At 63.7% G+C, this 24,386-nt stretch carries 25 protein-coding genes; 14 read left to right on the plus strand and 11 right to left on the minus strand.

The genetic code is table 11. The features are described 5' to 3' along the window. Positions 1–3: 3 nt before the first annotated feature. Both HH213_RS28630 and fabF read right to left on the minus strand, forming a co-directional pair. Entirely contained in the window at positions 4–438 is a 435-nt protein-coding gene (locus tag HH213_RS28630; protein WP_169114558.1) for a nuclear transport factor 2 family protein, read from the minus strand. Between the two features lie 96 nt (positions 439–534). After that, the gene (gene fabF, locus HH213_RS28635; protein ID WP_217363475.1) at positions 535–1,803 is read right to left on the minus strand and encodes a beta-ketoacyl-ACP synthase II; all 1,269 of its coding nucleotides are present in this window, start codon (positions 1,801–1,803) and stop codon (positions 535–537) included. A 118-nt stretch (positions 1,804–1,921) separates the two neighbouring features. On the opposite strand from fabF, the gene HH213_RS28640 reads away from it, so the two are divergent. Continuing rightward, positions 1,922–2,953: an AraC family transcriptional regulator gene (locus HH213_RS28640; RefSeq protein ID WP_169114562.1), complete on the plus strand. Its 1,032-nt coding sequence runs from the start codon at positions 1,922–1,924 to the stop codon at positions 2,951–2,953. A 1-nt stretch (position 2,954) separates the two neighbouring features. Here the strand turns inward: HH213_RS28640 and HH213_RS28645 are convergent, their stop codons facing one another. Further along, positions 2,955–3,617 (minus strand): GntR family transcriptional regulator, encoded by a 663-nt coding sequence (locus tag HH213_RS28645; protein ID WP_169114564.1) that lies wholly within the window; start codon positions 3,615–3,617, stop codon positions 2,955–2,957. A 121-nt stretch (positions 3,618–3,738) separates the two neighbouring features. On the opposite strand from HH213_RS28645, the gene dctP reads away from it, so the two are divergent. From dctP to HH213_RS28695, 10 genes are all read left to right on the plus strand, one after another. Further along, positions 3,739–4,761 (plus strand): TRAP transporter substrate-binding protein DctP, encoded by a 1,023-nt coding sequence (gene dctP / locus HH213_RS28650; protein WP_169114568.1) that lies wholly within the window; start codon positions 3,739–3,741, stop codon positions 4,759–4,761. Then, on the plus strand, positions 4,758–5,315 hold the full coding sequence (locus tag HH213_RS28655) for a TRAP transporter small permease (protein WP_174864444.1): 558 nt from the start codon (positions 4,758–4,760) through the stop codon (positions 5,313–5,315). The genes dctP and HH213_RS28655 overlap by 4 nt, the downstream gene beginning before the upstream one ends. Then, a complete protein-coding gene (locus HH213_RS28660) occupies positions 5,312–6,661 on the plus strand; it encodes a TRAP transporter large permease (protein WP_110849458.1) in 1,350 nt (449 codons plus the stop codon). Before HH213_RS28655 ends, HH213_RS28660 begins: the two co-directional genes overlap by 4 nt. Before the next feature lies 1 nt (position 6,662). Further along, positions 6,663–8,315 carry a malonate decarboxylase subunit alpha gene (gene mdcA, locus HH213_RS28665; RefSeq protein ID WP_169114572.1) on the plus strand — a complete coding sequence of 551 codons (1,653 nt, stop codon included), beginning with the start codon at positions 6,663–6,665 and terminating at the stop codon, positions 8,313–8,315. A gap of 93 nt (positions 8,316–8,408) precedes the next feature. Continuing rightward, complete coding sequence (gene mdcC, locus HH213_RS28670; protein ID WP_169114574.1) at positions 8,409–8,723, plus strand: malonate decarboxylase acyl carrier protein; 315 nt, start codon at positions 8,409–8,411, stop codon at positions 8,721–8,723. Then, on the plus strand, positions 8,720–9,622 hold the full coding sequence (locus HH213_RS28675) for a biotin-independent malonate decarboxylase subunit beta (RefSeq protein ID WP_169114576.1): 903 nt from the start codon (positions 8,720–8,722) through the stop codon (positions 9,620–9,622). The genes mdcC and HH213_RS28675 overlap by 4 nt, the downstream gene beginning before the upstream one ends. A gap of 1 nt (position 9,623) precedes the next feature. After that, positions 9,624–10,340 carry a biotin-independent malonate decarboxylase subunit gamma gene (gene mdcE / locus HH213_RS28680; protein ID WP_169114578.1) on the plus strand — a complete coding sequence of 239 codons (717 nt, stop codon included), beginning with the start codon at positions 9,624–9,626 and terminating at the stop codon, positions 10,338–10,340. Next, positions 10,324–10,977: a malonate decarboxylase holo-[acyl-carrier-protein] synthase gene (gene mdcG / locus HH213_RS28685; RefSeq protein WP_229263215.1), complete on the plus strand. Its 654-nt coding sequence runs from the start codon at positions 10,324–10,326 to the stop codon at positions 10,975–10,977. Before mdcE ends, mdcG begins: the two co-directional genes overlap by 17 nt. Continuing rightward, positions 10,974–12,077, plus strand: a complete 1,104-nt coding sequence (locus tag HH213_RS28690) for a triphosphoribosyl-dephospho-CoA synthase (RefSeq protein ID WP_503826785.1) — start codon at positions 10,974–10,976, stop codon at positions 12,075–12,077. The genes mdcG and HH213_RS28690 overlap by 4 nt, the downstream gene beginning before the upstream one ends. Beyond that, a complete protein-coding gene (locus HH213_RS28695; RefSeq protein ID WP_169114582.1) occupies positions 12,074–12,985 on the plus strand; it encodes an ACP S-malonyltransferase in 912 nt (303 codons plus the stop codon). The genes HH213_RS28690 and HH213_RS28695 overlap by 4 nt, the downstream gene beginning before the upstream one ends. Here HH213_RS28695 and trxC read toward each other — a convergent pair whose 3' ends face one another. The 6 genes from trxC to HH213_RS28725 all read right to left on the minus strand — a co-directional run bounded on the left by trxC (position 12,986) and on the right by HH213_RS28725 (position 19,423). Then, on the minus strand, positions 12,986–13,444 hold the full coding sequence (gene trxC / locus HH213_RS28700) for a thioredoxin TrxC (RefSeq protein WP_161054756.1): 459 nt from the start codon (positions 13,442–13,444) through the stop codon (positions 12,986–12,988). A gap of 167 nt (positions 13,445–13,611) precedes the next feature. Next, positions 13,612–14,241: a phasin family protein gene (locus HH213_RS28705; protein ID WP_110849449.1), complete on the minus strand. Its 630-nt coding sequence runs from the start codon at positions 14,239–14,241 to the stop codon at positions 13,612–13,614. A 96-nt stretch (positions 14,242–14,337) separates the two neighbouring features. Continuing rightward, complete coding sequence (locus tag HH213_RS28710; RefSeq protein WP_169114584.1) at positions 14,338–15,918, minus strand: ABC transporter permease; 1,581 nt, start codon at positions 15,916–15,918, stop codon at positions 14,338–14,340. Beyond that, positions 15,915–16,802 (minus strand): ABC transporter ATP-binding protein, encoded by an 888-nt coding sequence (locus HH213_RS28715; protein ID WP_169114586.1) that lies wholly within the window; start codon positions 16,800–16,802, stop codon positions 15,915–15,917. Before HH213_RS28715 ends, HH213_RS28710 begins: the two co-directional genes overlap by 4 nt. A gap of 64 nt (positions 16,803–16,866) precedes the next feature. Beyond that, positions 16,867–18,498, minus strand: a complete 1,632-nt coding sequence (locus tag HH213_RS28720; RefSeq protein ID WP_169114588.1) for an OFA family MFS transporter — start codon at positions 18,496–18,498, stop codon at positions 16,867–16,869. A 67-nt stretch (positions 18,499–18,565) separates the two neighbouring features. Then, on the minus strand, positions 18,566–19,423 hold the full coding sequence (locus tag HH213_RS28725) for a substrate-binding periplasmic protein (RefSeq protein WP_169114590.1): 858 nt from the start codon (positions 19,421–19,423) through the stop codon (positions 18,566–18,568). Positions 19,424–19,584: 161 nt separating this feature from the next. Between HH213_RS28725 and HH213_RS28730 the strand changes: the two genes are divergently transcribed. Next, positions 19,585–19,911, plus strand: a complete 327-nt coding sequence (locus tag HH213_RS28730) for a flagellar basal body rod C-terminal domain-containing protein (RefSeq protein WP_110849444.1) — start codon at positions 19,585–19,587, stop codon at positions 19,909–19,911. A gap of 34 nt (positions 19,912–19,945) precedes the next feature. Next, complete coding sequence (locus HH213_RS28735) at positions 19,946–21,487, plus strand: class I adenylate-forming enzyme family protein (RefSeq protein ID WP_169114592.1); 1,542 nt, start codon at positions 19,946–19,948, stop codon at positions 21,485–21,487. On the opposite strand, the gene HH213_RS28740 is transcribed toward HH213_RS28735, so the two are convergent. Next, positions 21,447–22,202, minus strand: a complete 756-nt coding sequence (locus HH213_RS28740) for a substrate-binding periplasmic protein (protein ID WP_169114594.1) — start codon at positions 22,200–22,202, stop codon at positions 21,447–21,449. The two genes, HH213_RS28735 and HH213_RS28740, sit on opposite strands and share 41 nt — an antisense overlap. A gap of 54 nt (positions 22,203–22,256) precedes the next feature. After that, positions 22,257–23,240 (minus strand): Lnb N-terminal periplasmic domain-containing protein, encoded by a 984-nt coding sequence (locus HH213_RS28745; RefSeq protein ID WP_169114596.1) that lies wholly within the window; start codon positions 23,238–23,240, stop codon positions 22,257–22,259. Positions 23,241–23,475: 235 nt separating this feature from the next. On the opposite strand from HH213_RS28745, the gene HH213_RS28750 reads away from it, so the two are divergent. Then, the gene (locus HH213_RS28750) at positions 23,476–24,378 is read left to right on the plus strand and encodes a LysR family transcriptional regulator (RefSeq protein WP_169114598.1); all 903 of its coding nucleotides are present in this window, start codon (positions 23,476–23,478) and stop codon (positions 24,376–24,378) included. Positions 24,379–24,386: the final 8 nt, after the last annotated feature.

The following is a 24,386-nucleotide window of genomic DNA, read 5'->3' on the forward strand; positions in this document are numbered from 1 at the left end:
GGTTCAGCGCGCGGTAATCGCCAGTTTGGGATCGACTTGCCAGGTTTCGTGAACCAGCTTGCCCTCGCGATAAGTCAGCACGTAACGTACTTTCACCTGATTTTTACCGTCGAACTGCACAGCGGCAGTGACTGTCGCGCCCTTCGGATTGGCCGACTCCTCGATGGCGCCGACGCTCACCTTGGCATTGCCCAGCGCCGCGCCGAATTTGTCCCAGACCGCGCCGATGGCGGCAGTGCCGTCATATGCGCCATCCAGCGGACCGCCGACCCACAGCAGCCGCGCGCTATCGCTGTAATCGCGCAGGATGGCGCTGCGGTCGCCGGCGCCGATGGCGGCGAAATGGGCTTGCGCCGCGTCGAGGGCGGGGCCGGCGACGGCATTGGCGCCAGCGGCGCAGGTCAACAGGAAAAGGAGGGGCAGGCTGAGACGTTTCATGGGTAGCTCCGTAGTGATCGACAAGTGAAAACTGTGTGTTACTACGTGGTGAACGCAGCTGGAGCTACTTTATTCCATTTAAACAGAAATATTCTATCAGCGTCCTGACGGCCAGCGCCGGAACAGCAGGCTGGCGTTGACGCCGCCGAATCCAAAGCCGTTGGAAATCGCGTATTCGGTGTGCACTGGACGCGGTGAGCCGGCGACGATGTCGAGACCTTCAGCGGCGGGATCGCGCTCCGTCAGGTTCAGGGTGGCCGGCGCCGTTTGGTCGCGCAGTGCCTGAATCGTAAAGATTGCTTCTACCCCGCCGGCCGCGCCCAGCAAATGTCCGGTCGCCGATTTGGTGGCGGAGATGGCCGGGCCGCCATCCGCGCCAAACACCGCGCGGATGGCGGCCAGTTCGCTGATATCGCCCACCGAGGTTGAGGTGGCGTGCGCATTCAGGTGGCCGATGGCCGATGCCGGCACGCCGGCCTGGCGTATCGCCTGCTCCATGGCGCGGCGACCGCCGTTGCCGTCGTCCGGCGGCGATGTCATGTGATAGCCGTCGGCACTGGTACCGTAGCCCACCAGTTCCGCGATCGGCACGGCGCCGCGCTGCAAGGCGTGCTCCAGCTCTTCAATCACCAGGATGCCGGCGCCCTCGCCCATGACGAAACCGTCGCGCGCCTGGTCGAACGGCCGCGATGCCGTGGTCGGGTCATCGTTAAAGCTGGTGGACAGTGCGCGCATGGCGGCAAAAGAACCCAGACTGACGCGGTCAATGCACGCCTCCGCGCCGCCGCAGACGGCGATATCAGCTTCGCCGGCGCGGATCAAACGCGCGGCATCGCCAATTGCCTGCGCACCAGCGGCGCAAGCGGTGATCGGCGCACCGAGCGGGCCGCGCAAACCGTGCTTGATCGAGATCTGGCTGGCCGCCATATTGGCAAGGAAGCCCGGTACGGTGAACGGCGACAGCCGGCGCGGTCCGCGTCCATCCGTGGTGCGTACTGCCTCCACCACCGCGCCAAAGCCGCCGATGCCGGAAGCGACCACGGTGGCGGTGCGCAGTTGCGCGTCTTCCGTGTCGGGATGCCAGCCTGCCTGGTCCAGTGCTTCCTGCGCTGCCGCCAAGGCAAACAGCGCGAAGCGGTCCATCTTTTTCTGGTCTTTGGGCTCGGCTGCCAAGGTGGCGTCAAAGTCGGCCACGACGCCGCCGATCTTGCACGGAATATCCAGCGTGTGCTGCTCGTCCAGCTGAACCACGCCCGACTGTCCCGCCAGCAGGCGCTGCCAGACGGTTTCACAGCCACTCCCCAGCGGCGAGACGATGCCCATGCCGGTCACCACGATACGTTTGCTCATGAATACTTGCTCCATCCAGATTAGCCATGCAGAATAGGCAAAGTACGCCACATTCCAATGCGACGCCGCCCTCAATAGACAGCAAGTATAGGGAGCAACGGTTCAACATGCTTCACCGTTCGAGCCAGTTTATATGCAAAACGCGCCAACATTTTCCCATACCGTTTCCGCCCATTTCGTGCAGGGTATGCTGGCGTTCATGCGCGCGCAGCGCGGCGGCGGCGGCGTCGCAGACACACTGGCCAGCGCCGGCATCCCGCTGTCGCTGATGGCACAGCCGGATGCACGCATCACGCGCCAGCAATATGTGGCGCTGTACAAATCGGTAGCGGCGCAGCTGGATGACGAGATGCTGGGACTGTGGTCACGTCCAATTCGCAGCGGTACGCTGAAGTATCTGATGCTGAGTTTGCTGGACACGCCCACGGTGATGGTGGCGTTGAACCGCTTCGTACGTTTCTGGAATCTGCTGCTGGACGATTATCGGCTGCAGATGACAAGGAAAAATGACATGGTTAGACTGGCGCTGATCGCACGCACGCCTGCCAGCAACGCCAATCCGCTCGGCCACGGCTTGATGATGAAGCTGGTCCACGGCGTCACCTCATGGCTGCTGGGACGCGAGGTCGCGGTGCACAAGGTGGAGTTCTGCTTTGCCCGGCCGCGCTACGTGCAGGACTACATTTTCCTGTTTCCGGGCGGGGTCAGTTTCGATGCGGCCGACACCAGCATTTATCTCGACGAGAAGGATTGCGCGTCGGCCTTCAAACGCGAGAAGCACGCACTGTGGGGCTTTCTGAAACGCGCGCCGGAAGACTGGACCTTCGCCGCAGTCAACCGCACTTCGCTGGCGGCCAAGACCCGGATCTTTCTGGAGCCGCGCATCGAGGAGGCGATCACGATTCAGGATCTGGCCGACGCCCTGCACCTCTCGGTGCGCAACCTCACCCGCAAGTTTGCCGAGGAAGGCACGGGATTCCAGACGGTGAAGGACGATCTGCGGCGGGACATCGCCGTGCATAAGCTGACGCACTCCAACGTCACAGTGGCAGCATTGGCGCTGGACCTGGGCTTTTCCAATTCAGCGGTATTCTGCCGCGCCTTCAAGCAGTGGACCGGCAACAGCCCCACCGCATACCGCAAAGGCGCGCGCGACAAGGAGTGATTTACGCCGCGTCCTGACGCAGCTGCGGCAGTGACGCCATCAAATCCGAGAAGCGCTGCCCCTGGATCATCACGTGCTCGCGCAGCAGCTGGGCGGCGCGATCGCCGTCGCCATCGATGATGGCTTGCACCACGCCGTCGTGTTCATTGTAGGAGTTAGCCAGCCGGTTGCGCACGCGCAGTTGCAGACGGCGGTATGGCCGTAGGCGGCGGTACAGCGCCCGCGTCTGGTCGATCAAAAACTGATTGTGGCTGCCAGCGTAAATCGCCTCGTGGAAGCTCTCGTTCTTGTAATAATAGGTGTCCGGCTCCTGCGCATCGAGCGCTTCCTGGCAGGCCTGATGCGCGGCCAGCAGCGCCGTCTGCTCTTCCGGCGTCATGCGGCGCGCAGCCAGGCGGCCGCAAGTCGCTTCCAGCTCCGACATCACCTCGAACATTTCCACCAGCTGTTGCGGCCCGAGTTCGGCGACGATGGCGCCGCGCCGCGGCCGTATCACCACCAGCCCCATGGAAGCCAGCTGGATCAAAGTTTCCCGGATGGGCGTGCGTGACACGCCAAAGCGCGTGGCCAACTCAGTCTCGTCCAGATGCTGGCCGGGCTTGAGCTCGCCGACAGCAATCATTTCTTCAATGTGCTCGCGGAGGGTGGCGGAGTGCGTAGTCATGAATCGCATTATATCGCTTGACAATGTATTCGCAAGCGCTATTCTTGTATACATAAAAAAGCTGATTGCATATCGAATGCGATAACGATAATATTTCTGTACATCAACCCTTGGAGGACGTATGACTGTTACCACCCGCAGGTCCGCGATGGCATCCCTTGCAGCACTGGCAGCCAGCCCCCTGTTGTTGCAATCCGCTTGGGCCCAGACCGCGCTCAAGCTGTCCCACCAATTCCCCGGCGGCACCATCGATGCCGGCGATTTCCGTGACCGTCTGTCGCGCATGTTTGCTGCTGAAGTGGAAAAGCGCTCCAAGGGTGCGCTGAAGTTTTCGATCTATCCCGGTTCGTCGTTGATGAAGACCAACGCCCAGTTCTCGGCCATGCGCAAAGGTGCGCTGGACCTGTCGCTGGTGCCGCTGTCGTATGCCGGCGGCGAAGTCCCGGAAGTGAACATCGGACTGATGCCCGGTCTGGTCACTTCATACGAACAAGCCTACGGCTGGAAGAACGCCGAAGTGGGCAAGGAACTGGCGCGCATCCTGTACGACAAAGGCATCGTGATGGTCAGCTGGATCTGGCAAGGCGGCGGCATGGCCTCGCGCACCAAGCCGGTGGTCGATCCGGACGACGCCAAGGGCATGAAGATTCGCGGCGGCTCGCGCGAGATGGACCTGATGCTGAAGGCTGCCGGCGCCGCCGTGGTCACGCTGCCGTCCAACGAAATCTACGCGGCGATGCAGACCGGCGCCATGGAAGCGGCGCTGACCTCCTCCACCTCGCTGATCTCGTTCCGTCTTGAAGAAGTATCGAAAGGGCTGACCACCGCGCGCGCCGGCTCCTACTGGTTCATGCTGGAACCGCTGATGATGTCGCGCAGCGTGTTCGACAAACTGCCGAAGGACCAGCAGCAGCTGATCCTGGCCGTGGGCGCCGAGCTGGAAGCGTTCGCGCTCAAGTCCTCCAAGGAAGATGACCAGCAAGTGGCAGCCGTGTATCAGAAAGTCGGCGCCAAGGTGGTCGACATGACGCCGGCCTCGCTGAAAAAATGGCAGACCATCGCCCGCGCCACCGCATGGAAGGACTACAGCGACAAGAGCCCAAGCTGCGCCAACCTGCTGAAACTGGCGGAGAAAACGCTGTGAGCCACGGCGTCGATATCGGCCCGTCGCGCGGCCCTGCGCCGCCCGACAACGCCGTCATCGCAGCGCTGACGGCGGCGCTGGACAAGCTCAATCGCGGGCTGATGACACTGTCCATGTGCGCGCTGATCCTCACCGCGCTGGTGCTGACCTATTCGGTGGTGTCGCGTTACTTCTTCAACGCGCCCACCGACTGGCAGGACGAGGCTTCGGTGTTCATGCTGGTCGGCGTGACCTTCTTCACCACCGCCTTTGTGCAGCACCATCGCGGCCATATCGGCATTGAAGCGGTGGCGGGCCTGCTGCCGCGCCGCGTGAATGCGGTGCGGCTATTCATCGTGGATGTGGCGTCGCTGCTGTTCGTCGCCTTCTTCACGTGGAAATCGTGGCTGCTGTTTCATGAAGCGTGGGTCGATGGACAAACCACCTCCTCCACCTTTGCGCCGCCGCTGTGGATTCCCTACTCCATGATGGCGGCCGGCATGACGCTGCTGTCCTTGCAGCTGCTACTGCAAACGCTGGCCCGCCTGACCAACAAACCGGAGCATGCAGCATGAGTGACCTGACCCTGGGCGCGCTGTACGGTGCCGTCACGCTGGTGGTGATGTTCTCCGGGATGCCGATCGCGTTCGCGCTGGGCATCGTGGCCACCGGCTTTATGTACTTCTTCATGCCGGCATCGTCGCTGGACACCATCACGCAGAACGTCTACGAAGAGATGGCGTCGATCACGCTGCTGTCGATTCCCCTGTTTATCCTGAAGGGTGCGGCCATCGGCAAATCGCCGGCGGGCCGGGACTTGTATTCGGCGATTCACACGTGGATGCACAAGATCCCCGGCGGTCTTGGTATCGCCAACGTCTTTGCCTGCGCGCTGTTCGCGGCCATGGCTGGCTCCTCGCCAGCCACCTGTTCGGCCATTGGTTCGGCCGGCATTCCGGAAATGCGCAAGCGCGGCTACTCGCCGGGCTTCGCAGCGGGCATCATCGCCGCCGGCGGCACGCTGGGCATCCTGCTGCCGCCGTCGATCACCATGATCCTGTACGCGGTGGCTGCCGAACAGTCGCTGGGCCGCTTGTTCCTGGCCGGGATCGGCCCCGGCGTCCTGCTGGTACTGCTGTTTGCCGGTTACGCCGTCTACCGCGCCCGCAAGGAATACCGCATGGCGCTGGAGATCTATGAAAAAGGCGGCGAAAAGTCGGCCTACCTGGAAGACGAGCATTTCACCCTGAAAGAGAAAGTGGAAATGCTGCCGCGCGTGCTGCCGTTCATTGTGCTGCTGATCGGCGTGATGGTGGCGCTGTACGGCGGCTTCGCCACGCCATCGGAAACCGCAGGCCTCGGCGCGCTGCTGGCGCTGGCGCTGCTGGCCGTGATCTACGGCGTGTGGAAGCCGAAAGATCTGTCGCCGATCCTGGGTTCGTCGATCAAGGAATCGACTATGCTGTTGCTGATCATAGGCATGTCGCTGCTGTACTCCTACGTGATGAGCTATCTGCATATCAGCCAGTCGGCGGCCGCCTGGGTGGTCGGCCTGCACCTGTCCAAATGGGTGCTGCTGGCGGTGATCCTGTTTATGGTGATCGTGTTCGGCTTCTTCCTGCCGCCGGTGTCGATCATTCTGATGACGGCGCCAATCATCCTGCCTCCACTGCGCGAAGCCGGTTTTGACCTGATCTGGTTCGGCATCGTGATGACGGTGGTAATGGAGATGGGCCTGATTCACCCGCCGGTGGGACTGAATATATTCGTCATCAAGAACATCGCGCCGGACATTCCTTTGAAGGATGTGATCTGGGGCGTATTCCCCTTCCTGTTGCTGATGGTGCTAGCGGTGCTGCTGCTGTGCGTCTTCCCATCGATTGCAACCGGCCTGCCTGACATGATTATGGGAGCAAAATAAAATGTCCTGGAACACCTTGCAGCAAAATCGCGAAGCGCGATTGCAGCGCGCCCGAACGGAACTGGGCAATCAGCTGGACGGCAAAAGCCTGCCGCCCGCGCGCATCGCCGATCTGCTGCATGCTGTCATCGAGTGTGGTGATCGCGTCTGCCTCGAAGGGAACAACCAGAAGCAGGCCGATTTCCTCGGCCATGCGCTGGCCAACCTGAATCCGGAGCGCGTCAACGATCTGCACATGCTGCAGTCAGTGCTGGCGCTGCCGGAGCACCTGGATGTCTTCGAGCGCGGCGTCGCCTCGCGGCTGGACTTTTCGTTCTCCGGCCCACAGGCAGCCCGGGTGGCGCGGCTGGCCTCCAGCGGCAAGCTGAATATCGGCGCCATCCACACCTACCTGGAGCTGTTCAGCCGCTACTTCATCGATCTGCCGCCGCGCGTCTGCCTGATCGCGGCGGAAGCGGCGGACCGCGACGGCAATCTGTACACCGGGCCGAATACCGAGGACACGCCGGCCATCGTCGAAGCGACAGCGTTCAAGCAGGGCATCGTGATCGTCCAGGTGAACAAGATCGTGGACAAGGTGCCGCGCGTCGACGTGCCGGGCGACTGGGTGGACTTCGTGGTGCAGTCGCCGCGTCCCTACTACATCGAGCCGCTGTTCACGCGCGACCCGGCGCAGATTTCGGAGATCCAGGTGCTGATGGCAATGATGGCCATCAAAGGCATCTATGCCGAATATGAAGTGCAGCGGCTGAATCACGGCATCGGCTTCGATACGGCGGCCATCGAGCTGCTGCTGCCGACCTACGCAGAATCGCTCGGCCTGCGCGGCAAGATCGGCAAGCACTGGGCACTGAATCCGCATCCGGCGCTGATCCCTGCGATTGAAGCGGGATTCGTCACCTCAATCCACTCGTTTGGCTCGGAGCTGGGCATGGAAGACTACATCCATGCACGACCGGACGTGTTTGCGATCGGCCCGGACGGCACTATGCGCAGCAACCGCGCCATGTGCCAGGCCGCCGGCCACTACGCCTGCGATATGTTCATCGGCTCGACCTTGCAAATCGATTTGCAGGGCAATTCGTCCACCGCGACGGCGGGCCGCATCTCCGGCTTTGGCGGCGCGTCCAACATGGGCGCCGATGCGCGCGGCCGGCGTCACGCCAGCCCGGCATGGCTTAAGGCCGGCGAGCAGGCGCGCGCTGGCCGCAACACCATCCCGCGCGGCCAGAAGCTGGTGGTGCAGATGGTCGAGACCTTCCGCGAGCATATGCAACCGGCCTTCGTTGAAAAGCTGGATGCGTGGGAGCTGATGGAACAGGCCAAGATGGCGATCCCGCCGGTGATGATCTACGGCGACGACGTCACCCACATTCTGACCGAGGAAGGCATCGCCAACCTGCTGCTGTGCCGCACCGACGAAGAACGCGAACAGGCGATACGCGGCGTGGCTGGCTACACGCCGGTCGGTCTGGCGCGCGACCAGCGCATGGTGGAGAACCTGCGCGACCGTGGCATCATCACCCGCGCCGAGGATCTGGACATCGACAAGCGCATGGCCACGCGCGATCTGCTGGCCGCCCGTAACATGAAAGACCTGGTGCGCGCATCGGGCGGTTTGTACAATCCGCCCAAGCGGTTCCGCAACTGGTGACCTCCCCCGTCGTTCCCGCGCAGGCGGGAACCCATACTCAGCATGGATTCCCGCCTGCGCGGGAATGACGGCGCTGAGTTAGGAGTCTAAAACATGGAAACACTGAATTATCGATTTGAAAACGGCACCCACCGCCTGACCGCGCCGCCGGAAGTGGTGGGCGTAGTCGGCTCGGGCAATCTGGAAGTGCTGATCGAGCCGGCTTCACTGGACGGCGCATGCAGCATCGAGATCACCACCGCCGCCGTTGGCTTTGGCCAGATCTGGGAAGCGGTGATGCGCGACTTCCAACAGCGCTGGCTGCTGGCCGATACCCGTATTTCAATCAACGACATGGGCGCCACGCCGGCCGTGGTCAGCCTGCGGCTGGACCAGGCGGTGCAAACCATGCTGGGAGATGCACCATGAGCCGCCCTGTCAGCTATCAGGAAGCGACCGCGCGCGAGCGCTTGCACCACCTGTTCAATGCCGGCAGCTTTGAAGAATTCCTGCCGCCGTCGGAACGCGTCACCAGCCCTCACCTGCCGCAGTTGAATGCGCCGGTGGCGTTTGATGATGGCGTGGCGATCGGCCGTGCGCTGCTGGGCGGCGTGCCGGTGTACGTGGCGGCGCAGGAAGGTGCTTTCATGGGCGGCGCGGTCGGCGAGGTACATGGCGCCAAGCTGGTTGGTCTGCTACGCAAAGCGGTGGCCGACAAGGTGGCAGCAGTGGTGCTACTGGTGGAATCGGGCGGCGTGCGACTGCACGAAGCCAATGCCGGCTTGATCGCGGTGTCGGAAGTGATGCGCGCACTGCTGGATGCGCGCGATGCCGGGGTTGCAGTGGTGGTACTGGTCGGCGGATCGAACGGCGCCTTCGGCGGCATGGGCATCGTGACGCGCTGCGCTAATGTGGTCATCATGTCGGAAGAAGGACGGTTGGCGATGTCCGGTCCCGAGGTGATTGAAACCGCCAACGGCGTGGAAGAATTCGATTCGCGTGACCGCGCGCTGGTGTGGCGCACGACTGGCGGCAAGCATCGCTACCTGCTGGGCGACTGTCAGCGCATCGTGGCAGATGATGTAGCGGCCTTCCGCGTTGCAGCGCAGGAGGCTGTGGCCTCGCTGGCTGGCGGCGATACCGCCTTGTCGCTGGAAGCGCTGGAGGCCGAGCAGAAAATGCTGTCCGACCGTTTGAACAATTACGGCGCGCTGCATGATCCGATCGATATCTGGACTGCGATGCAGATGCCGGATGCGGCCAATATTCCGATGCTGGATGCGGACAGTTTTGTCGCGGCGGCGGCATCGCACCGCCACGGAGGTTGAGATGGACTGGAAAAAACTGGCAAATACGCTGTTCCCTGAAGGGCATAGCATCAGTGAGCAGAATGAGTTTCTGAGCGGTGAAGCACAGGTGGACGGTCAGACCGTCGCGGTGATCGGCACCACTGGTCACACGCCCATCGGCATCGAGATCGCGTTGGCGCAGGCGCAGGCGATTCTGCGCACGGTGCGTGATTTCCCCGGACGGCCGATTCTGATGCTGATCGATACGCAGGGCCAGCGCTTGCGGCATCGCGATGAGATGTTGGGCATTAACAGCTACATGGCGCACTTGGGCAAGTGCGTGGATCTGGCGCGGCGCAAGGGACACAAGATTATCGGCCTGGTGTACGACCAGGCGCTGTCGGGTGGCTTTATCACCAGCGGTCTGATGGCCGATGCTTGTCATGCGCTGCCGGATGCCACCATCCGCGTGATGGGTTTGCCGGCGATGGCGCGCATTACCAAGGTGCCGGAGGAGCAGTTGACGGAACTGGCGCAAAGTAATCCGGTGTTTGCGCCGGGGCCGGAGAATTATTTGCGCATGGGAGGCCTGGAGTCGATCTGGCATGGCGATCTGGCGGCGCATTTGCGCACGGCACTCGCTCAGCCGGTGGCGGGCGATCAGCGTAGTGCGCTGGGGTTGCAGCGTGGCGGCCGTCGTCTGGCGCAGCCGGTGATTGATGCGGTGCTGTCTGGCGCTCATGTCCAACGCGTCTAACCATTTTGAGCGGCATATGCTGGTGTGGCTGACCGCCATCGGTTGGCACACCGCGATTGCCGCTGCACGCGATGAGCACAAGACGGCTTTGACGTTGTGGGAGAGTCAGGATTGGCCGGTAGTGGTGCGGCGGCTGGATGTGGATGCTGGCGCCGACGAGGTTTGTCTCGGTCTGCCGCTGCCGCCGGATAGCGCTGGCGTGAAGGTAAGGATTGCGTTGCGCGCGCGGGTGGCGGATATCAGCCGCTTGTCGCCGGCGCTGTTGCTGCGTGATGCCGCGGCGGTGCGCGATGTGCAGGCGTTGTGTGACGATGCCGGCGCGCTGCCGTTGCGCGTGTTTGGGTCGGTGGCGATGCAGGCGTTGACTGGCTTGCAGTATCTGTCGCCGACGTCGGACGTGGATGTGCTGTTTCACCCGGCCAGCCGTCGCCAGCTTGAAGAAGGCAACGCACTGTTGGCGCGCCATGCGGAACGCTTGCTGCTGGATGGCGAAATTGTGTTCGCTGGCGGCGCCGCCGTGTCATGGAAGGAGTGGCAGATGGCGATGACGCACCCGGCCAAGGTGTTGGTGAAGGATTTGCAGTCGGTGCGCTTGGTCGATACGGCATCGCTGCTGGCGACGTTGGAGGCGCAATGACGCGCGCGACAGCTATATCGCTCCGCGCCGCGCCGGCGATGGCGACGTCGGCGATTAGCGCCCGTCGGCTCGGGCGCGCTGAGAAGCTGGGCTTTTCGCGCGAGGTAGCGCGGCTGGCGGTGCGTAGTTTGCATGCCGAATTGTGCTTGTATCCCAAGCCAGGCCTCGTGTCACCGGTCGACAGCGGCAGTCATGACGACATGGACGCGGGGACGTTCATGCGCAGCATGTTCGCGCTGCGTCACTACTTTAAGAAAATCTGTTTGGCAGGATTGAACGATGCACCGTTCGCGCAACTGAAGTCACTGGGCATCGCAGCGGAGACGGCGATGCTGAAAGCGACGCGTGGTATTAATACGCATCGCGGTGCGATCTTCAGCCTGGGCATGCTATGTGCCACCGCCGGCCGCGCCCGCGCACAAGGCACACCAATGACACCCTCCGCCCTTCGCGCTGAAATGCTGATCCGCTGGGGCGAAGAGCTGGCAATGCACGCCGCCCCTGCGGCAAACAGCTCCAGACCATCGCGCGCAGCCCCCTCCCGCCCACACGCCACGCAAGCGGAGCCCGGCTTCGGCACGCATGCTAGCATCACAACCCTCGGCGGCAGTCCGCGCGGCGTGCTGCCAGCGATGGCGATCGCGGCGGGGTCGGCGGGCAGTAGCCTGCCAGGCGGCGAGGTCGCGGGCGGGATAAGTAACGGGTTGCGCGTAGCGGCGCGGTATGCGGTGAGTGGTGCGCGTGAGGAAGGGGCGTTGGGACTTCCGTCGGTGTTTGAGGTCGGCCTCCCTGCCCTTCTGGCCGCGCGCGCGCGTGGCGCTACCGTCACCGAGGAGCGTATCGATACGCTGTACACACTGATGGCCCACATCAGCGACAGCAACGTCTATCACCGTGCCGGGCCGCACGGCGCGCAGATCGTGCGCGATCACGCCGAACGCTTTCTCGCCCAAGGCGGCACCGCCAACAGCAACTGGCGCGCCGACGCCATCGCCAGCCATTACGTTTTCATGCAACACCGCCTGTCGCCCGGCGGCGCGGCCGATCTGCTGGCGGCCTGCTGCCTGGTGCAAGCCATCGCCGCATTGGACACGCCATGAGTCGCGCGCGTCTCCTGCTGCTCTGCCCCGGCCAAGGCGACCAGCATGCCGGCATGTTCGATCTGGCCCGCACTAATCCAGCCGCCAGCGCGCTGATTGACCGTCTGCTGAACATGCAGCCGCCAACCGGCGAGGATATCTTCGCCAACCGCACCGCCCAGCCGCTGATCGTGACGGCCACGCTGGGCATGTGGCAAGCCATCCGCGACTTTGCGCCGCAGCCCGCGCTGGTCGCCGGCTACAGCATCGGCGAGTTATCAGCCTACGGCGTGGCCGGCGCGTTCACGCCCGAACAAGCAGTCACGCTGGCGACACAGCGCGCGCAGTGGATGGACGACTGCCAGCAAGCCGCCCCCGGCCAGGCGCTGGTCAGCATCACCGGGCTGACGTTGGCGAACGCGGGCAAACTGGCAAGCACATACGGCTACCACATCAGCATAGAAACGGGAGAAGACACCTGCATCGCCGGTGGCCCCGGCGCGCAGGCGGACCACCTGTTGCAAGCGATAGAAGCAGCCGGCGCACGCGGCAAGCGCTTGCCGGTGGCGGTGGCGTCGCACACGCCCTATATGCAAGGCGCCGTCGCGCCGTTGGCGCAGGCCGTGCGCGCAACCGCGTTCCAGACTATGCAAGCGCCGGTACTGGCCGGCATCGATGCAGCGGCCGTGCACGACCACGAACGCGCCGTCGAGACGCTCTCGCGCCAACTGGCCGAGCCAATACGCTGGCTAGCCTGCATGGACGCCGTTGCCGAAGCCGGCATCACCGTCGCGCTGGAACTCGGTCCCGGCGGCGCCCTGTCGCGCATGCTGCAAAACCGTCACCCGCACATCGCCACCCGCTCGGTGGCCGACTTCCGGACGCTGGACGGCATCCGCAAGTGGCTGGAGCGCGCGGCCGAGAACTGATCAGCGGTTGTTCTGGGTTGCCCAGGCAACGATGTTTTGCGCATCCATCGCGCCTGGCTGGCGCGCCACTTCGCGGCCGCCCTTGAACAAGGCCAACGTTGGAATGCTGCGGATGGCATAGCGCGCGGCCAGATCCTGCGCCTGTTCGGTGTCGACCTTGATGACGCGGAAATGCGGCTCCAGCCGCTGTGTGGCCTGGGCGTAAAACGGCGCCATCGTGCGGCACGGGCCGCACCACGGCGCCCAAAAGTCGACCAGCACCGGAATGTCGCTGCGTTCGATATGTTTGAGGAAGCGCGCGCTGCTCAGGTCGGTCGGCTGACCGGTGAACAACAACTTCTGGCATTTTCCGCAGACGGGCTCGGATGCCAGCTTGGCGGTGGGCACGCGGTTGACCGCATCGCAATGCGGGCAGACGATATGCAGCGACTCAGGCTGCGCGTTGGGGGAATTGGTCATGTCTCATCTCCGGCTACAAGCTGAGCATGATAATCCAAGGACGGAAAATGTGTATCCGCTTAAACGTAGAGGACGCATTGGCGGTTGGCGGCATCTTCTAACCCGCACACCGCTGCGCCAGGGTCTGACCCCGTATGGGGTCAGACCCTTCCGTTCAGGGGTTGCTATCAGGTTTCTTTACGAGCGCCAGTCTGTTTGCTGCTCTGGGCGGCAGCTTGGGCGGCGGTTTGGGCTTGGGTAGCTTGACCTTGCACATTGCCGCTGTCGCGGGCTTCGGCGCCGCTGTGACCATTTTGTGCGGACTGGCCGCGCACATCGTTACCGCGCGCCTGGCGTTGGCCGTCGATGCGGAATGGATCGGTGAATTTCTCCACCGCATCCTGATGGTTACGCAGGGTTTTTTCCGTTTCTTCGGACGTCACACGCGCCACTTCATCGGCCAGGGCCTTGGCGGTGCGGCTGGTTTCCTGAATGTGATCTTCGGCCACTTGGGACAGGTCCACTTGCGTGTCGGCGGCGATGCGCGACAGGTGTTGCTGGTAAGCGCGCAGTTTCTCAGCAGTAGGCTGCGCATGCGAAGCCGCCGCTGAAATTGCCTCGGTCGGACGATGGGCGATAATGATCTGCTGGCCGACTTGCGTCGATTCTTCCAACAGGGTTTGCGCCAGTTGAATGTTCAGGTCGCTGTATTGCTGAACAGAACGGAACAAGGTTTTCGACAGATCATTGAAGAACGACAGTTGCGCTTCCAGATGGGTTTTTGCGGCTGGGGTGACAGTTTGGGAAAATGGGTACATAAAAGCCTCGTTGAGTTGTCAGCGCCGCGACATGCAGCGCGAACGTCAAGGCTACGTTAGCCCGATTTGCCACGTTTGATCTGCGTCAAACGTGGCCTACTTCTGCCGTAATTCCACCAGCCAACCCGCACACAGCAGTAGCACCGCCGCCACCAGGTAGCCCAGCACGGACGGCACGGTCGCCGCGCCGTTGAAGCCGACCACATCCAGCGCCGCCACCGTCTTCGCCTGCTTCGCCACATACATGCCGAACAGAAACAGGCCCAGGAAGACCCGCGCCGTCCGGCTCAAGCCGCCAAACAGGACGGCAGCGGCCGACAACGCCAACACGCCGCTCAACAATGCCGCCGCGCGCAGCGGTGCGATTGCCAGCCAGCGGATCAGCACCGGCACCGTGAACAGCAGCGCCAGCAACACGGCCGCCAACCATTGCGCCGCATATGCGCGCGCCGGGCCGCCGGGCGCCGCCGCATTCAGCGCCGCCACATCGTACTGCGTATCGCGCACGCTGATTTCGCTGATCAGGATGCCCCAGATGGCGATGGCGGCGGCGATCACCGAACCCAGTTTCGCGCTGCCGATCACACAGCCCCCCACCAGCAATACGGGAATAGCCACCGCCGCCGCCGGATTGGAGGCCAGCACCAGCGCCAGCACCGCCAGCGCGTGACCGGCCACGCCAGGCAGCCGCGCCGCCAATCCAAACACAGGCCGCGCCACGCGGGCAAACGGTTGCAGCCAACCGTTCAGCAGCGCCAGCGGCGACCAATTGCGCCGCCCTGCCCGCGCCTTCACGCGGTCCGGCGAGAAGCGGTGGAACAGCGCCAGCGCCGGCAGCAGCGGCAGCCACGCCAGCACGGCGCAAGCGGCACGCGTCCATCCCGCTTGCGCGTTCCACAAGTGATCCGGCAATGTGACGGCAGCCAGCGCGGGATCGAACGTGCCGCCGCCGATCGTCAGTCCTTTCGAGGGCAGCACCTGCTGCACCGCGCCGACGATGGCGCCAATGCCGGAGAAGTCCAGCAGCAGCAAGGGATGCCACTCGGTGCGGCCGATGGTTGCGAAAGCGCCGACGCCCAGTTGCGCGGCCCAGACGAAGAAGTACAGCACATCGCCGCCCTTGCCCATCAGCGGCGGCCAGGCGTCAAACAGCATCACCATGCTGGCCGTGAAAAACACCAGCGGCAGCAGCACCAGTGCATAGGTTTGCAGATAGATCAATAGCTGGATCGGGCCTTGGCCGCGCAGCAGATGCAGCACCAGCATGGTGGCCAGGAAGATCAGCAGCAGCCCGCACAGATAGGCCACGTTGCCCAGCCAGCGGCCCAGCAGGAACACGCCGGAACCCAGCGGCGTAGCGGCCAGCACGGCGCCAATGCCGCTGCGGACATCCTCGCCCATGCGGCCGCGCGCCAGATAAAAGCCGGCCAGGCCGAAGAACAAGCCAGTCAGCGCGGCGCTGCCCATCGCCAGGCAGATGCTGGTGTACGCCACGCGCGCGTCGTCGCTGACGATCATCGCCTGATGAAGCGCAGGATCGCCAACCATCAGCCACGTGAGCACAATCAGCGCCAGCACCGCGACCAGCGTGCCGGTACGCCGCATGCGCAGCCGCACTTCGGTCAGCAGCAGCATCTTGAGCGCGTCGCCGGTGAACGGCATCAATGCCGCCGTCATGCCGCCAGTTCCACGCTGCCGCGCACCGCGCTCAGTGCGTATCGCTGCGCCATCAGGGCTTCTTCCAATGTCGGTTCGACCGGCACCGCGCCGGCCAGTGGCGACGTGGGATGGGCGATGCGCAGCGTGATGCCGTCCGCATGGCGCTGCGCTTGCAGTACCTGTAGTTGTTCGCTCAGCGCGTCGTAATCCTGCGCCGCCACCGTCACCGACCACACCTGGTTGCGCGCGCGCTGCACAAAGCTGTCCGGCGTGTCGCAAGCCACCAGCCGGCCCTGATTCATGACGGCCAGTTGGCCGGCCATGTTTTCGATGTCGGAAACGATATGCGTCGACACAATCACCAGCTTGCGGAAGCCGATCTCCGACAGCAGATGGCGGAAGCGCAGCCGCTCTTCCGGATCGAGACCGGCGGTCGGTTCGTCGACGATCAACACATCGGGATCGTTGAGCAGCGCCTGCGCGATGCCCAGCCGTCGCCGCATGCCGCCCGAGAAGCCGGCCGCCTGGCGGTGCGCGTGGTCGTGCAGGTTGACCAGTTCCAGCAAGCGGCGGATGCGGCCCGGATCGCGCACGCCTTTCAGCGCGGCGAAATACTGCATGAATTCCAGCGCGCTCAGATTGGGATAGACGCCAAAGTCCTGTGGCAGAAAACCAAGCCGCGCGCGCATGGCCTCCGGCTTTTTCACGATGTCGACACCGTCGAACAGGATTTGTCCGCTGGTGGGTTTGGCGATGGTGGCGATCATCTGCATCAGCGTGGTCTTGCCGGCGCCGTTATGGCCGATCAGGCCTACCACGCCGGATGGCAACGTCACGCTGACATCATCCACCGCGCGTACATTCTTCCCAAAGGTCTTGACGACATTGCGTAATTCGAGCATGGCACTCCTGAAATGAAAACGGGGCCGTCACCGGCCCCGTAAGCTGGAGATTTATTCTACCGTGTTATTTAAACAGCACCGATGCTTTTTGCACCGTAAGCGCTATGCCAATCGCCAGAGGAATGCCGACCGCCAGCCAGCCGAAGGCCACGGCCAGCGGGCTGGTAACGCCGTTCGACGTCACCGCCGCGCCGTTCGATGCCGCCGCGTCGCGTTCGTGCGCCAGCTTCTTCTCTGCCGCCAGTTCGGCATCGGTCATGAAGTGCTTGTCGGCCACCGGACGCACCAGCAGATTGCAGATCAGGCCCACCACCAGCAAGCCGGCCAGCACGTACATGGTGATGTCGTAAGCCTGCGCCTTAGGCACGCCATGGGCGATCTGGTACTCGCGCACGAAGCCGATCAGCAGCGGCCCAAACACGCCGGCCGCCGACCATGCGGTCAGCAGGCGGCCGTGGATGGCGCCGACCATCTGAGTGCCGAACAAGTCTGCCAGGTAGGCCGGCACGGTGGCGAAGCCGCCGCCGTACATCGACAGGATCACGCAGAAGAAGATCACGAACAGCGCCAGCAAACCGCCATGCGCCAGCGATGGAATCGACGCATACAGCGCCAGGCCCAGGACGAAGAAGATGCCATAGGTGGCTTTGCGGCCCAGATAATCGGAGCACGACGCCCAGAAGAAGCGGCCGCCGATATTAAACAGCGACAGCAAGCCGGTGAAGCCGGCGGCAATCGCGGCGATCTGTGCCTTCTGCGCCGTATCCAGCTCATTGAACGACAGCGGTAAATTCAGCAGCTGGCCGCCGAAGATTTCCTGCAGCAGCGGCGAGGCCATGCCGAGGATGCCGATACCGGCCGTCACGTTCAGGCACAAGACCCACCACACCAGCCAGAATTGCGGGATGCCCCACACCTTGCTGGCGTGGACGTGGCGGGTGGTGATCATCGCATTGCCGTTGGTGGCAGGCGGCGTCCAGCCAGCCGGTTTCCATCCGGTTGCCGGCACGCGGTAGGCCAGCGCGCCGGCCATCATGAAGACGAAGTAAATCGCGGCCATCACCAGGAAGGTCTGCCACACGCCCACCGAGGTGGCGGTGGCGAAGTATTTCATCAGCTTGTCGGCCAGCGGCGCGCCGATGACGGCGCCGCCGCCAAAGCCCATGATGGCCATGCCGGTCGCCATGCCGCGCCGGTCCGGGAACCATTTGATCAAGGTCGAGACGGGCGAGATGTAGCCCAGGCCAAGGCCGATACCGCCGATCACGCCGGAGCCCAGCCACATCAGCCAGATCTGGTGCTGGTACACGCCCAGCGCCGAAATCACCAGGCCGCCGCACCAGCACAGCGCCGACACCACGCCGGCCTTGCGCGGACCGGCGTGTTCCAGCCAGCCGCCGAACAGCCAGGCGGACAAGCCGAGGAAGACGAAGAACATGGTGTACATCCAGCCCAGCATGGAAATCTGCCAGTCGCAGCTGGACGACAGGATGCGCTCCAGCAGGCCGATATCGGCCGCGCACGCAATCGATTCCTTGATCCCCAGCGCCTTCGATAGAGGCAGCCAGAATACGGAAAAGCCATAGGCCATGCCGATACACAGGTGGATCGCCAGCGCCGCAGGCGGCACCAGCCAACGATTGAAACCAGCACCGGCGACGGTGCGCTCCTTCTCCAGAAAATCAAACAAAGCCATTCACCTTTTCCCCGAAATGTGTTTCTTATGAACAATATCGGGCGCAAGGATAGCATAAGTGAAATGGCTAGGGCAGCCGTTTCAGGTCGTCCAGCGTGAACCACAATTCCTTGCGTTGCAGCGGCGTCTCTGGCGTCAGCAAGGGATTGGGGAGGTGGATCAGCACGCGCTTGTCGAGCCGCGCGCGGCGGATCTGCGCGCCGTAATAGGCGTAGAACAGCTTCTCGAAACTGCCGTCGGCCAGCGCCGCTTCCAGTCCCGCGCGCAATTCCTCGGCCAGCGCCGGATTGTTGCGGTTCACGAAGAAGTAATCGGTGGTCGGGTACCGCACCACCACATAGGGATCGACGGCCAGCTCGGGATGGCGCGCGGCCTCGGCCCAGATTTCGTTGACCGAGCGCGGCGCCCAATCGATGCGGCCGGCGTTGAGCATGCCGAACATCGTGCTGTACACCGCCGCCGGCTGCACCGTCACGCCGCTGTGGCGCAGGATCTGCAAATCCGGCCAGTCCTGCCCTTGCCCGCTGATGTAATAGCGCAGGTCGTCCAGCCCTTTTACGGACTGCAGCAGATCCTTGTGGTCGGCGCGCAGCAAGGCGATGCGCCAGCCGATCAGGCCGCGCGTCAGCGGAATGCGCACCGGCAGCAGCCGCGCCTCGCGCTCGGCCGAGGTCATGGTGCCGACCACGTCGATACGGCCGGCCCCGGATTGCAGCTCGACCAGCGCGCGGTTTTGTTGCATGCGCGACGCTGACGGCTCGGCGCGGTAGTGTCCGCCGGCCTTGGCCAGCGCCAGTTGCAGCAAGGCGATGCCATAGTCGCCCTGCTCGCCATCGCCGTCCACGCGCGGGTAATGAACGACCGCCGGCCCGGCGGCAAAGGCCAGCCCATTCAAGCATAGACACAGCAGCAACAGGATACGCATGGCGGCTTCCAAAAATGAATCTACTTTCATCGTGCGCTAGCTGCGCGGCACTGTCAAGCTGACAAGAATAATTGCAACACGGATTCGCCTATTTTTTAATCAGTTCGTGCATTCTTTCGGGCAACGGTGTAAACTACCAGATATTGCCGAAGGGAAATGCCATGGCCATCGCCGCACTTAGCTCAGGAATTACCGGTCTCAACGTCGCACAGCGCGCGTTGGGCAACAGCGCGCACGCGATCGCCAATATCGGCACCCAGGGTTTCCAGCCGGCGCAGGCCACCTTTGCCGAAAATACCCCCGCCGGCACCGGCGTTTCGATTTCCATGCGCGGCCAGGAGTTGCAGCAGGTGGACGCCCCCAGCGCCACCAACCTGGCGGTGGAGACCACCAATTCGCTGGTCTACAAGGCGCAATTCGACCTGTCGGCTAAGGTGGTACAGGCCGCCGACCAGAATCTGGGCACGCTGATTGATATCAAGGCTTGATCGCCACCGGCCGTTTCGGCCACAATGCGCGGTAATGAATACCCTGAAGATCGCACCACTCCTCGCCGACCTGCCTTCCCGTATCTCCGCTATTCCGCGCCGCTGGGCCGCACAGACGCCGCACGCCCACGCGCTGCACGACGGCCAGCGCCATTGGACCTATGCCGAACTGGCTGCCGCCATCGACCACGCCGCCGCGCAGCTGCGCACATGGCAGCTGCGGCCGGGCGACCGTCTGGCCGTGGTCGGTGAAAACTGCGTGGCGCAAGTGGCGCTGAGTTTTGCCGCCGCCGATGTCGATGCATGGATAGTACACATTAACGGCCGCCTGACGGCGCGCGAAGTGGACGGCGTGCTGGAACATAGCGGCGCGCGACGGGCGATTTATCTGGCCACGTCGGCCTCGCCGGAAACCGCGGCGCATGGTGCGCGTAACGGGGCAGTGGCAGCGGAAACGTTAGAGGCGTCACTGGGCCAGTGGCTGGTCGGCCCGCTGAACGTGGACTGCGTGCCCGAGCCGGTGCATGCGGCATCGGAGCAGCAAGTGGCGGCGCTGCTGTACACCACCGGCACCACCGGCCAGCCGAAAGGGGTGATGCTCACGCACCGCAACCTGCTGTTCATCGCCGCCGTGTCGAGCACGCTGCGCGGCCTGACGCCGGCCGACCGTGCCTATGGCGTGCTGCCGATCACCCACGTCTACGGCCTGACCTCGGTCATGCTGGGCACCTTGTACGCCGGCGCATGCCTGTATCTGTGCCCGCGCTTTACGCCGGACGGCCTGCTGACCGCATTGCGCGACGATCGCCTGACCATCGTGCAGGGTGTGCCGGCCATGTATGCGCGCCTGCTGGAGAAATTGGGCGGCGCGCAACAGCACCTGGACACGCAACTGCGCTTCGCCTACGCCGGCGGCTCGCCGTTGCCGCCGTCGCTGAAGGCGCAGGTCGAGCAGCTACTCGGCCTGCCGCTGCACAACGGCTACGGCCTGACCGAGACCTCGCCCACGGTCAGCCAGACCCGCCTGGACCGGCCGCGCAGCGATACCTCGGTCGGCCACGCCATTCCCGGCATCGAGGTGCGGGTAGTCGCTGGCGAGGACGGCGTCGGCGAACTGTGGGTACGCGGCCCCAGCGTCATGCGCGGCTACTACCGCGAGCCGGCGCTGACGGCGGCCGTACTGGATGCGGACGGCTGGCTCAATACCGGCGACATGGTGCGCCAGGACGACGACGGCGCGCTGCACCTCGTCGGCCGCACCAAGGAGCTGATCATCCGTTCCGGCTTCAACGTCTATCCGCTGGAAGTGGAGACGGTGCTGAATGCCCATCCGTCCGTGACGCAATCGGCGGTGGTGGGCCGGCCGGCGGCCGATGGCGACGAGCAGGTGATGGCGTTCGTGGAGCTCGACCCGCGCCAGCCGGTGACGATGGAAGCTCTGCACCTGTACCTGCGCGACCAGCTGGCGCCGTACAAGCGGCCGTCGCAGATCATCGCCATGGACGCACTGCCGGCGGCGGCCTCCGGCAAGATCCTCAAGAGCCGACTGGTAGCAGAACCAGCTTGCGGCGACTGACGATATCGTCATAAGCGCCGCTCTTGCGCAGGTTGTCCAGCGCGCGGTTGAACTTGACCAGCAACTCGGCGTTGGCCGGGCTGCGGTTCACCAGCATGACATTCTCGGAGCGGTAATACGGCGTGTCCAGGCTGTGAAAGCCTGCCGCCTGCTGCGCGAATTCGGTGCGGATAATATAGTTGCCGACATTTTCGTCGGCGATGGCCAGATCGAAGCGGCCCACCTGCAACTTGCGGAAGTTGGTCGGGTCATTATTGGCCAGGTCCAGCGCAATGCCGCCAGCCTTGAACAAATCTTCGTACCAATAGCCCGCCACGCCGCCGATCTTGAATTGCCGCAGCTCGGCCAGATCCTTGTAACCGGCCAGCCAGCTGCGGCCAGGCTGGTCGTAATAGAAGAACTTGGCCCTGCGCGCATACAGCGTGTCGGACAGCAGATAGCGCTCCAGCCGCTCGGGCGTGGCGACAAACGGCACCGCCGCCCACACGTCGCGCGCGTCCAGCAGCACCAGGCAGCGCTTCCACGGCATGAAGCGGAAGGTGAACTTCACACCGATATCCTTGCCGATCCGCTCGAACAATTCGCTAATGAAGCTTTGCCGGGGATCGGCGCTGATATACGGAGGATATTCGTTGGTGGCGATCACCAGCTCCAGCGGGGCCGCCCACGCCGTCATGCCCCACATAGCCAGCCATGCTGCGATCAAGTGCCGCATCGATTCTCCCCTGCGCCAGGACTTCCTCCCTTATACGCCAGATCGGGCCGCTTGTCAGTGACGGATGCGCTCGGAGAAATCGTCGGCCTGGCCCGCAGCCCGCGCCCGGGCGGTGATGTGGGCATTTTGCCGCAGCGTGTCGAAATCGCCCTGCCCTTGCAACGCGCCGAGATCGTACAGGTAGCGATCGAGGTAGCCGGAGGCCAGCAGACGCCAGTCCAGCGGCAGGCCGGGCTGGATGCGGCGCGCCATCTCGTAGATGATGGTGGTGCAGTTGCCGATCAGCGTGTTGTAGAAACGCGGCGTCCGTTTCAGTTGTTCGCCCTCATCGAGATAAGCCAGGAACAGGGAGCGCATCGTCTCCGGCGGCATCTTCAAACGATACAGCCACATGTCCTCGTCGCGGACGTTGGTGCGCACGCGCAGGATGTCGCGTTCGTCGGCAGCGATCAGCACCGTTTCGTAGCGCTTGAAGAAGCCGGCCAGCGCATCGAAACTCTCGCCGCGCTCCTTGCGGATCTCAATCGAAAACGTCAGGTAGCGTCCGTCGGCAAAGCCAAACGACACCAGCGTGTGGGCAATGGCCGGTCCCATCCAGTAAGACAGCGCCACATCGACCGAACGCAGCTGGTTCAGATCGTACTGGCGCGGCTCCCAGCGCACTGTGTAATCGGTGTCGCTGCGCCAGTCGAAATTGCGCACCTGGTCCAGCGTGACGATGCTGCCGTCCACCCTGCCCGTCACCATGCGCGCGACGTCATCAGCCCACAGGCGGTCGTGCGACGGCTGGATGGTGCTCCACCACGCCATTAGCCCGATCAGCAGCACCAGCCACGCGGACGGTGCCGGCCAGCTGCGTCGCCACAGGCACACCAGCGCGGCGACGCTGATCACCGTCCACACCACCAACGCTAGCTTGCGCGGCAAATCGCCGGCTGGCAGCTGGAACCACAGCGCGCACGCGCCCCAAGCCGCCAGCGCGGCCATCACAAGAGAGGCTATCAGCATGGCGACAATCGTCAGGATATGTTTAGTCATGCCCCGATTATGCAGCCTAATCCTCCTTGTCGTCGACTCCGCTGGTGCACCCGATCTGGACGCAGATCAGTTTTACTGCAATACTCAGCACCACGCCGACAATGCCCAATAATTCCAACATGGCAGGTTCCGTTCATTAATAGAGATGCGAAGAAGAGACGCTTCACTTTAACGGCCAGCCCGGGTTTGATCCAATATCAAAAACGGCGACCATCTATCTCGAAACGGCATAACGGTGATTTCGCTCAAACAGTTTAAATATTTTATAGAGATCGTCGAAGCGGGCAGCTACTCGCGCGCGGCGGAAAAGCTGTACATCGCCCAGTCGGCGCTGAGCCGGCAAATCAAGGAACTGGAAGACGAGCTGCAAACGCCGCTGCTGATGCGCGACGCCCGCCAGTTCGAACTGACGCCGGCCGGGCAGCTGTTCTTCGAACGCGGCAAGCGCATCCTGGAAGACATCGACGACACGCTGGTGCAGGCGCGGCATGTGGGACAAGGCGCGCAAGGCGTGATCCGGCTGCAGCATTCCAGCTCGGTGATCCTGACGCCGCGCATCAGCAACGCGCTGGCGCGCACGCTGGACGCGCATCCAGGCGTGACGCTGGAAGTGTCGATGCTGCCGTCGGAAAACCAGACGCTGGAAATTGAAGAGGGCCGCGCCGACCTCGGCCTGCTGCGGCTGCCCACCTTGCGCCGCCATCCGCACATCCAGGTGCGCGAGATCGGCAGCGAGCGGCTGATGGTGGCGGTGGCGCAGCACTCGCCGCTGGCGGCGCTGGACAACGTGGAACTGGCCGCGCTCAGCGATGAAGCGTTTATCTCCATCCCACACAAGGATCGCGGCGGCTTGAGCTATCTGGTGGCCAATCTCTGCCTGGAGCAAGGCTTCTTCCCCAAGCCGGCGCGGGCGCTGTCGCGCAAGTCGTCGCAGCTGAATCTGATCGAGGCGGGATTGGGCATCGCCATCGTGCCCGAATGCATGCGGCTGACGGCGCCGGCCGGCGTGCGCTTCGTGACGCTGTCGCAAGGCCGGCTGCTCACCAGCGTCGGCCTGGCCACGCGCCGCAAAGCCGATCCGCTGGTGACGGCGTTTGCCGATGCGCTGGTCGGAATGCTGGCAAATCCTGTCGCCTAGTATCGCCG

The sequence above is a fragment of the Duganella dendranthematis genome (assembly GCF_012849375.1).
GTDB lineage: Bacteria > Pseudomonadota > Gammaproteobacteria > Burkholderiales > Burkholderiaceae_D > Rugamonas > Rugamonas dendranthematis.

What these genes read in the sequence shown, in the direction of transcription:
- HH213_RS28730 (WP_110849444.1), top strand. Translation starts at nt 19,585, where the DNA reads ATGGCCATCGCCGCACTTAGCTCAGGAATTACCGGTCTCAACGTCGCA.
- HH213_RS28645 (WP_169114564.1), bottom strand. Translation starts at nt 3,617, where the DNA reads ATGACTACGCACTCCGCCACCCTCCGCGAGCACATTGAAGAAATGATT.
- fabF (WP_217363475.1), bottom strand. Translation starts at nt 1,803, where the DNA reads ATGGAGCAAGTATTCATGAGCAAACGTATCGTGGTGACCGGCATGGGC.
- dctP (WP_169114568.1), top strand. Translation starts at nt 3,739, where the DNA reads ATGACTGTTACCACCCGCAGGTCCGCGATGGCATCCCTTGCAGCACTG.
- mdcG (WP_229263215.1), top strand. Translation starts at nt 10,324, where the DNA reads ATGTCCAACGCGTCTAACCATTTTGAGCGGCATATGCTGGTGTGGCTG.
- HH213_RS28675 (WP_169114576.1), top strand. Translation starts at nt 8,720, where the DNA reads ATGAGCCGCCCTGTCAGCTATCAGGAAGCGACCGCGCGCGAGCGCTTG.
- HH213_RS28720 (WP_169114588.1), bottom strand. Translation starts at nt 18,498, where the DNA reads ATGGCTTTGTTTGATTTTCTGGAGAAGGAGCGCACCGTCGCCGGTGCT.
- HH213_RS28660 (WP_110849458.1), top strand. Translation starts at nt 5,312, where the DNA reads ATGAGTGACCTGACCCTGGGCGCGCTGTACGGTGCCGTCACGCTGGTG.
- HH213_RS28735 (WP_169114592.1), top strand. Translation starts at nt 19,946, where the DNA reads ATGAATACCCTGAAGATCGCACCACTCCTCGCCGACCTGCCTTCCCGT.
- HH213_RS28705 (WP_110849449.1), bottom strand. Translation starts at nt 14,241, where the DNA reads ATGTACCCATTTTCCCAAACTGTCACCCCAGCCGCAAAAACCCATCTG.
- mdcE (WP_169114578.1), top strand. Translation starts at nt 9,624, where the DNA reads ATGGACTGGAAAAAACTGGCAAATACGCTGTTCCCTGAAGGGCATAGC.
- HH213_RS28740 (WP_169114594.1), bottom strand. Translation starts at nt 22,202, where the DNA reads ATGCGGCACTTGATCGCAGCATGGCTGGCTATGTGGGGCATGACGGCG.
- HH213_RS28690 (WP_503826785.1), top strand. Translation starts at nt 10,974, where the DNA reads ATGACGCGCGCGACAGCTATATCGCTCCGCGCCGCGCCGGCGATGGCG.
- HH213_RS28710 (WP_169114584.1), bottom strand. Translation starts at nt 15,918, where the DNA reads ATGACGGCGGCATTGATGCCGTTCACCGGCGACGCGCTCAAGATGCTG.
- HH213_RS28630 (WP_169114558.1), bottom strand. Translation starts at nt 438, where the DNA reads ATGAAACGTCTCAGCCTGCCCCTCCTTTTCCTGTTGACCTGCGCCGCT.
- HH213_RS28640 (WP_169114562.1), top strand. Translation starts at nt 1,922, where the DNA reads ATGCAAAACGCGCCAACATTTTCCCATACCGTTTCCGCCCATTTCGTG.
- mdcA (WP_169114572.1), top strand. Translation starts at nt 6,663, where the DNA reads ATGTCCTGGAACACCTTGCAGCAAAATCGCGAAGCGCGATTGCAGCGC.
- HH213_RS28715 (WP_169114586.1), bottom strand. Translation starts at nt 16,802, where the DNA reads ATGCTCGAATTACGCAATGTCGTCAAGACCTTTGGGAAGAATGTACGC.
- HH213_RS28725 (WP_169114590.1), bottom strand. Translation starts at nt 19,423, where the DNA reads ATGCGTATCCTGTTGCTGCTGTGTCTATGCTTGAATGGGCTGGCCTTT.
- HH213_RS28695 (WP_169114582.1), top strand. Translation starts at nt 12,074, where the DNA reads ATGAGTCGCGCGCGTCTCCTGCTGCTCTGCCCCGGCCAAGGCGACCAG.
- trxC (WP_161054756.1), bottom strand. Translation starts at nt 13,444, where the DNA reads ATGACCAATTCCCCCAACGCGCAGCCTGAGTCGCTGCATATCGTCTGC.
- HH213_RS28745 (WP_169114596.1), bottom strand. Translation starts at nt 23,240, where the DNA reads ATGACTAAACATATCCTGACGATTGTCGCCATGCTGATAGCCTCTCTT.
- mdcC (WP_169114574.1), top strand. Translation starts at nt 8,409, where the DNA reads ATGGAAACACTGAATTATCGATTTGAAAACGGCACCCACCGCCTGACC.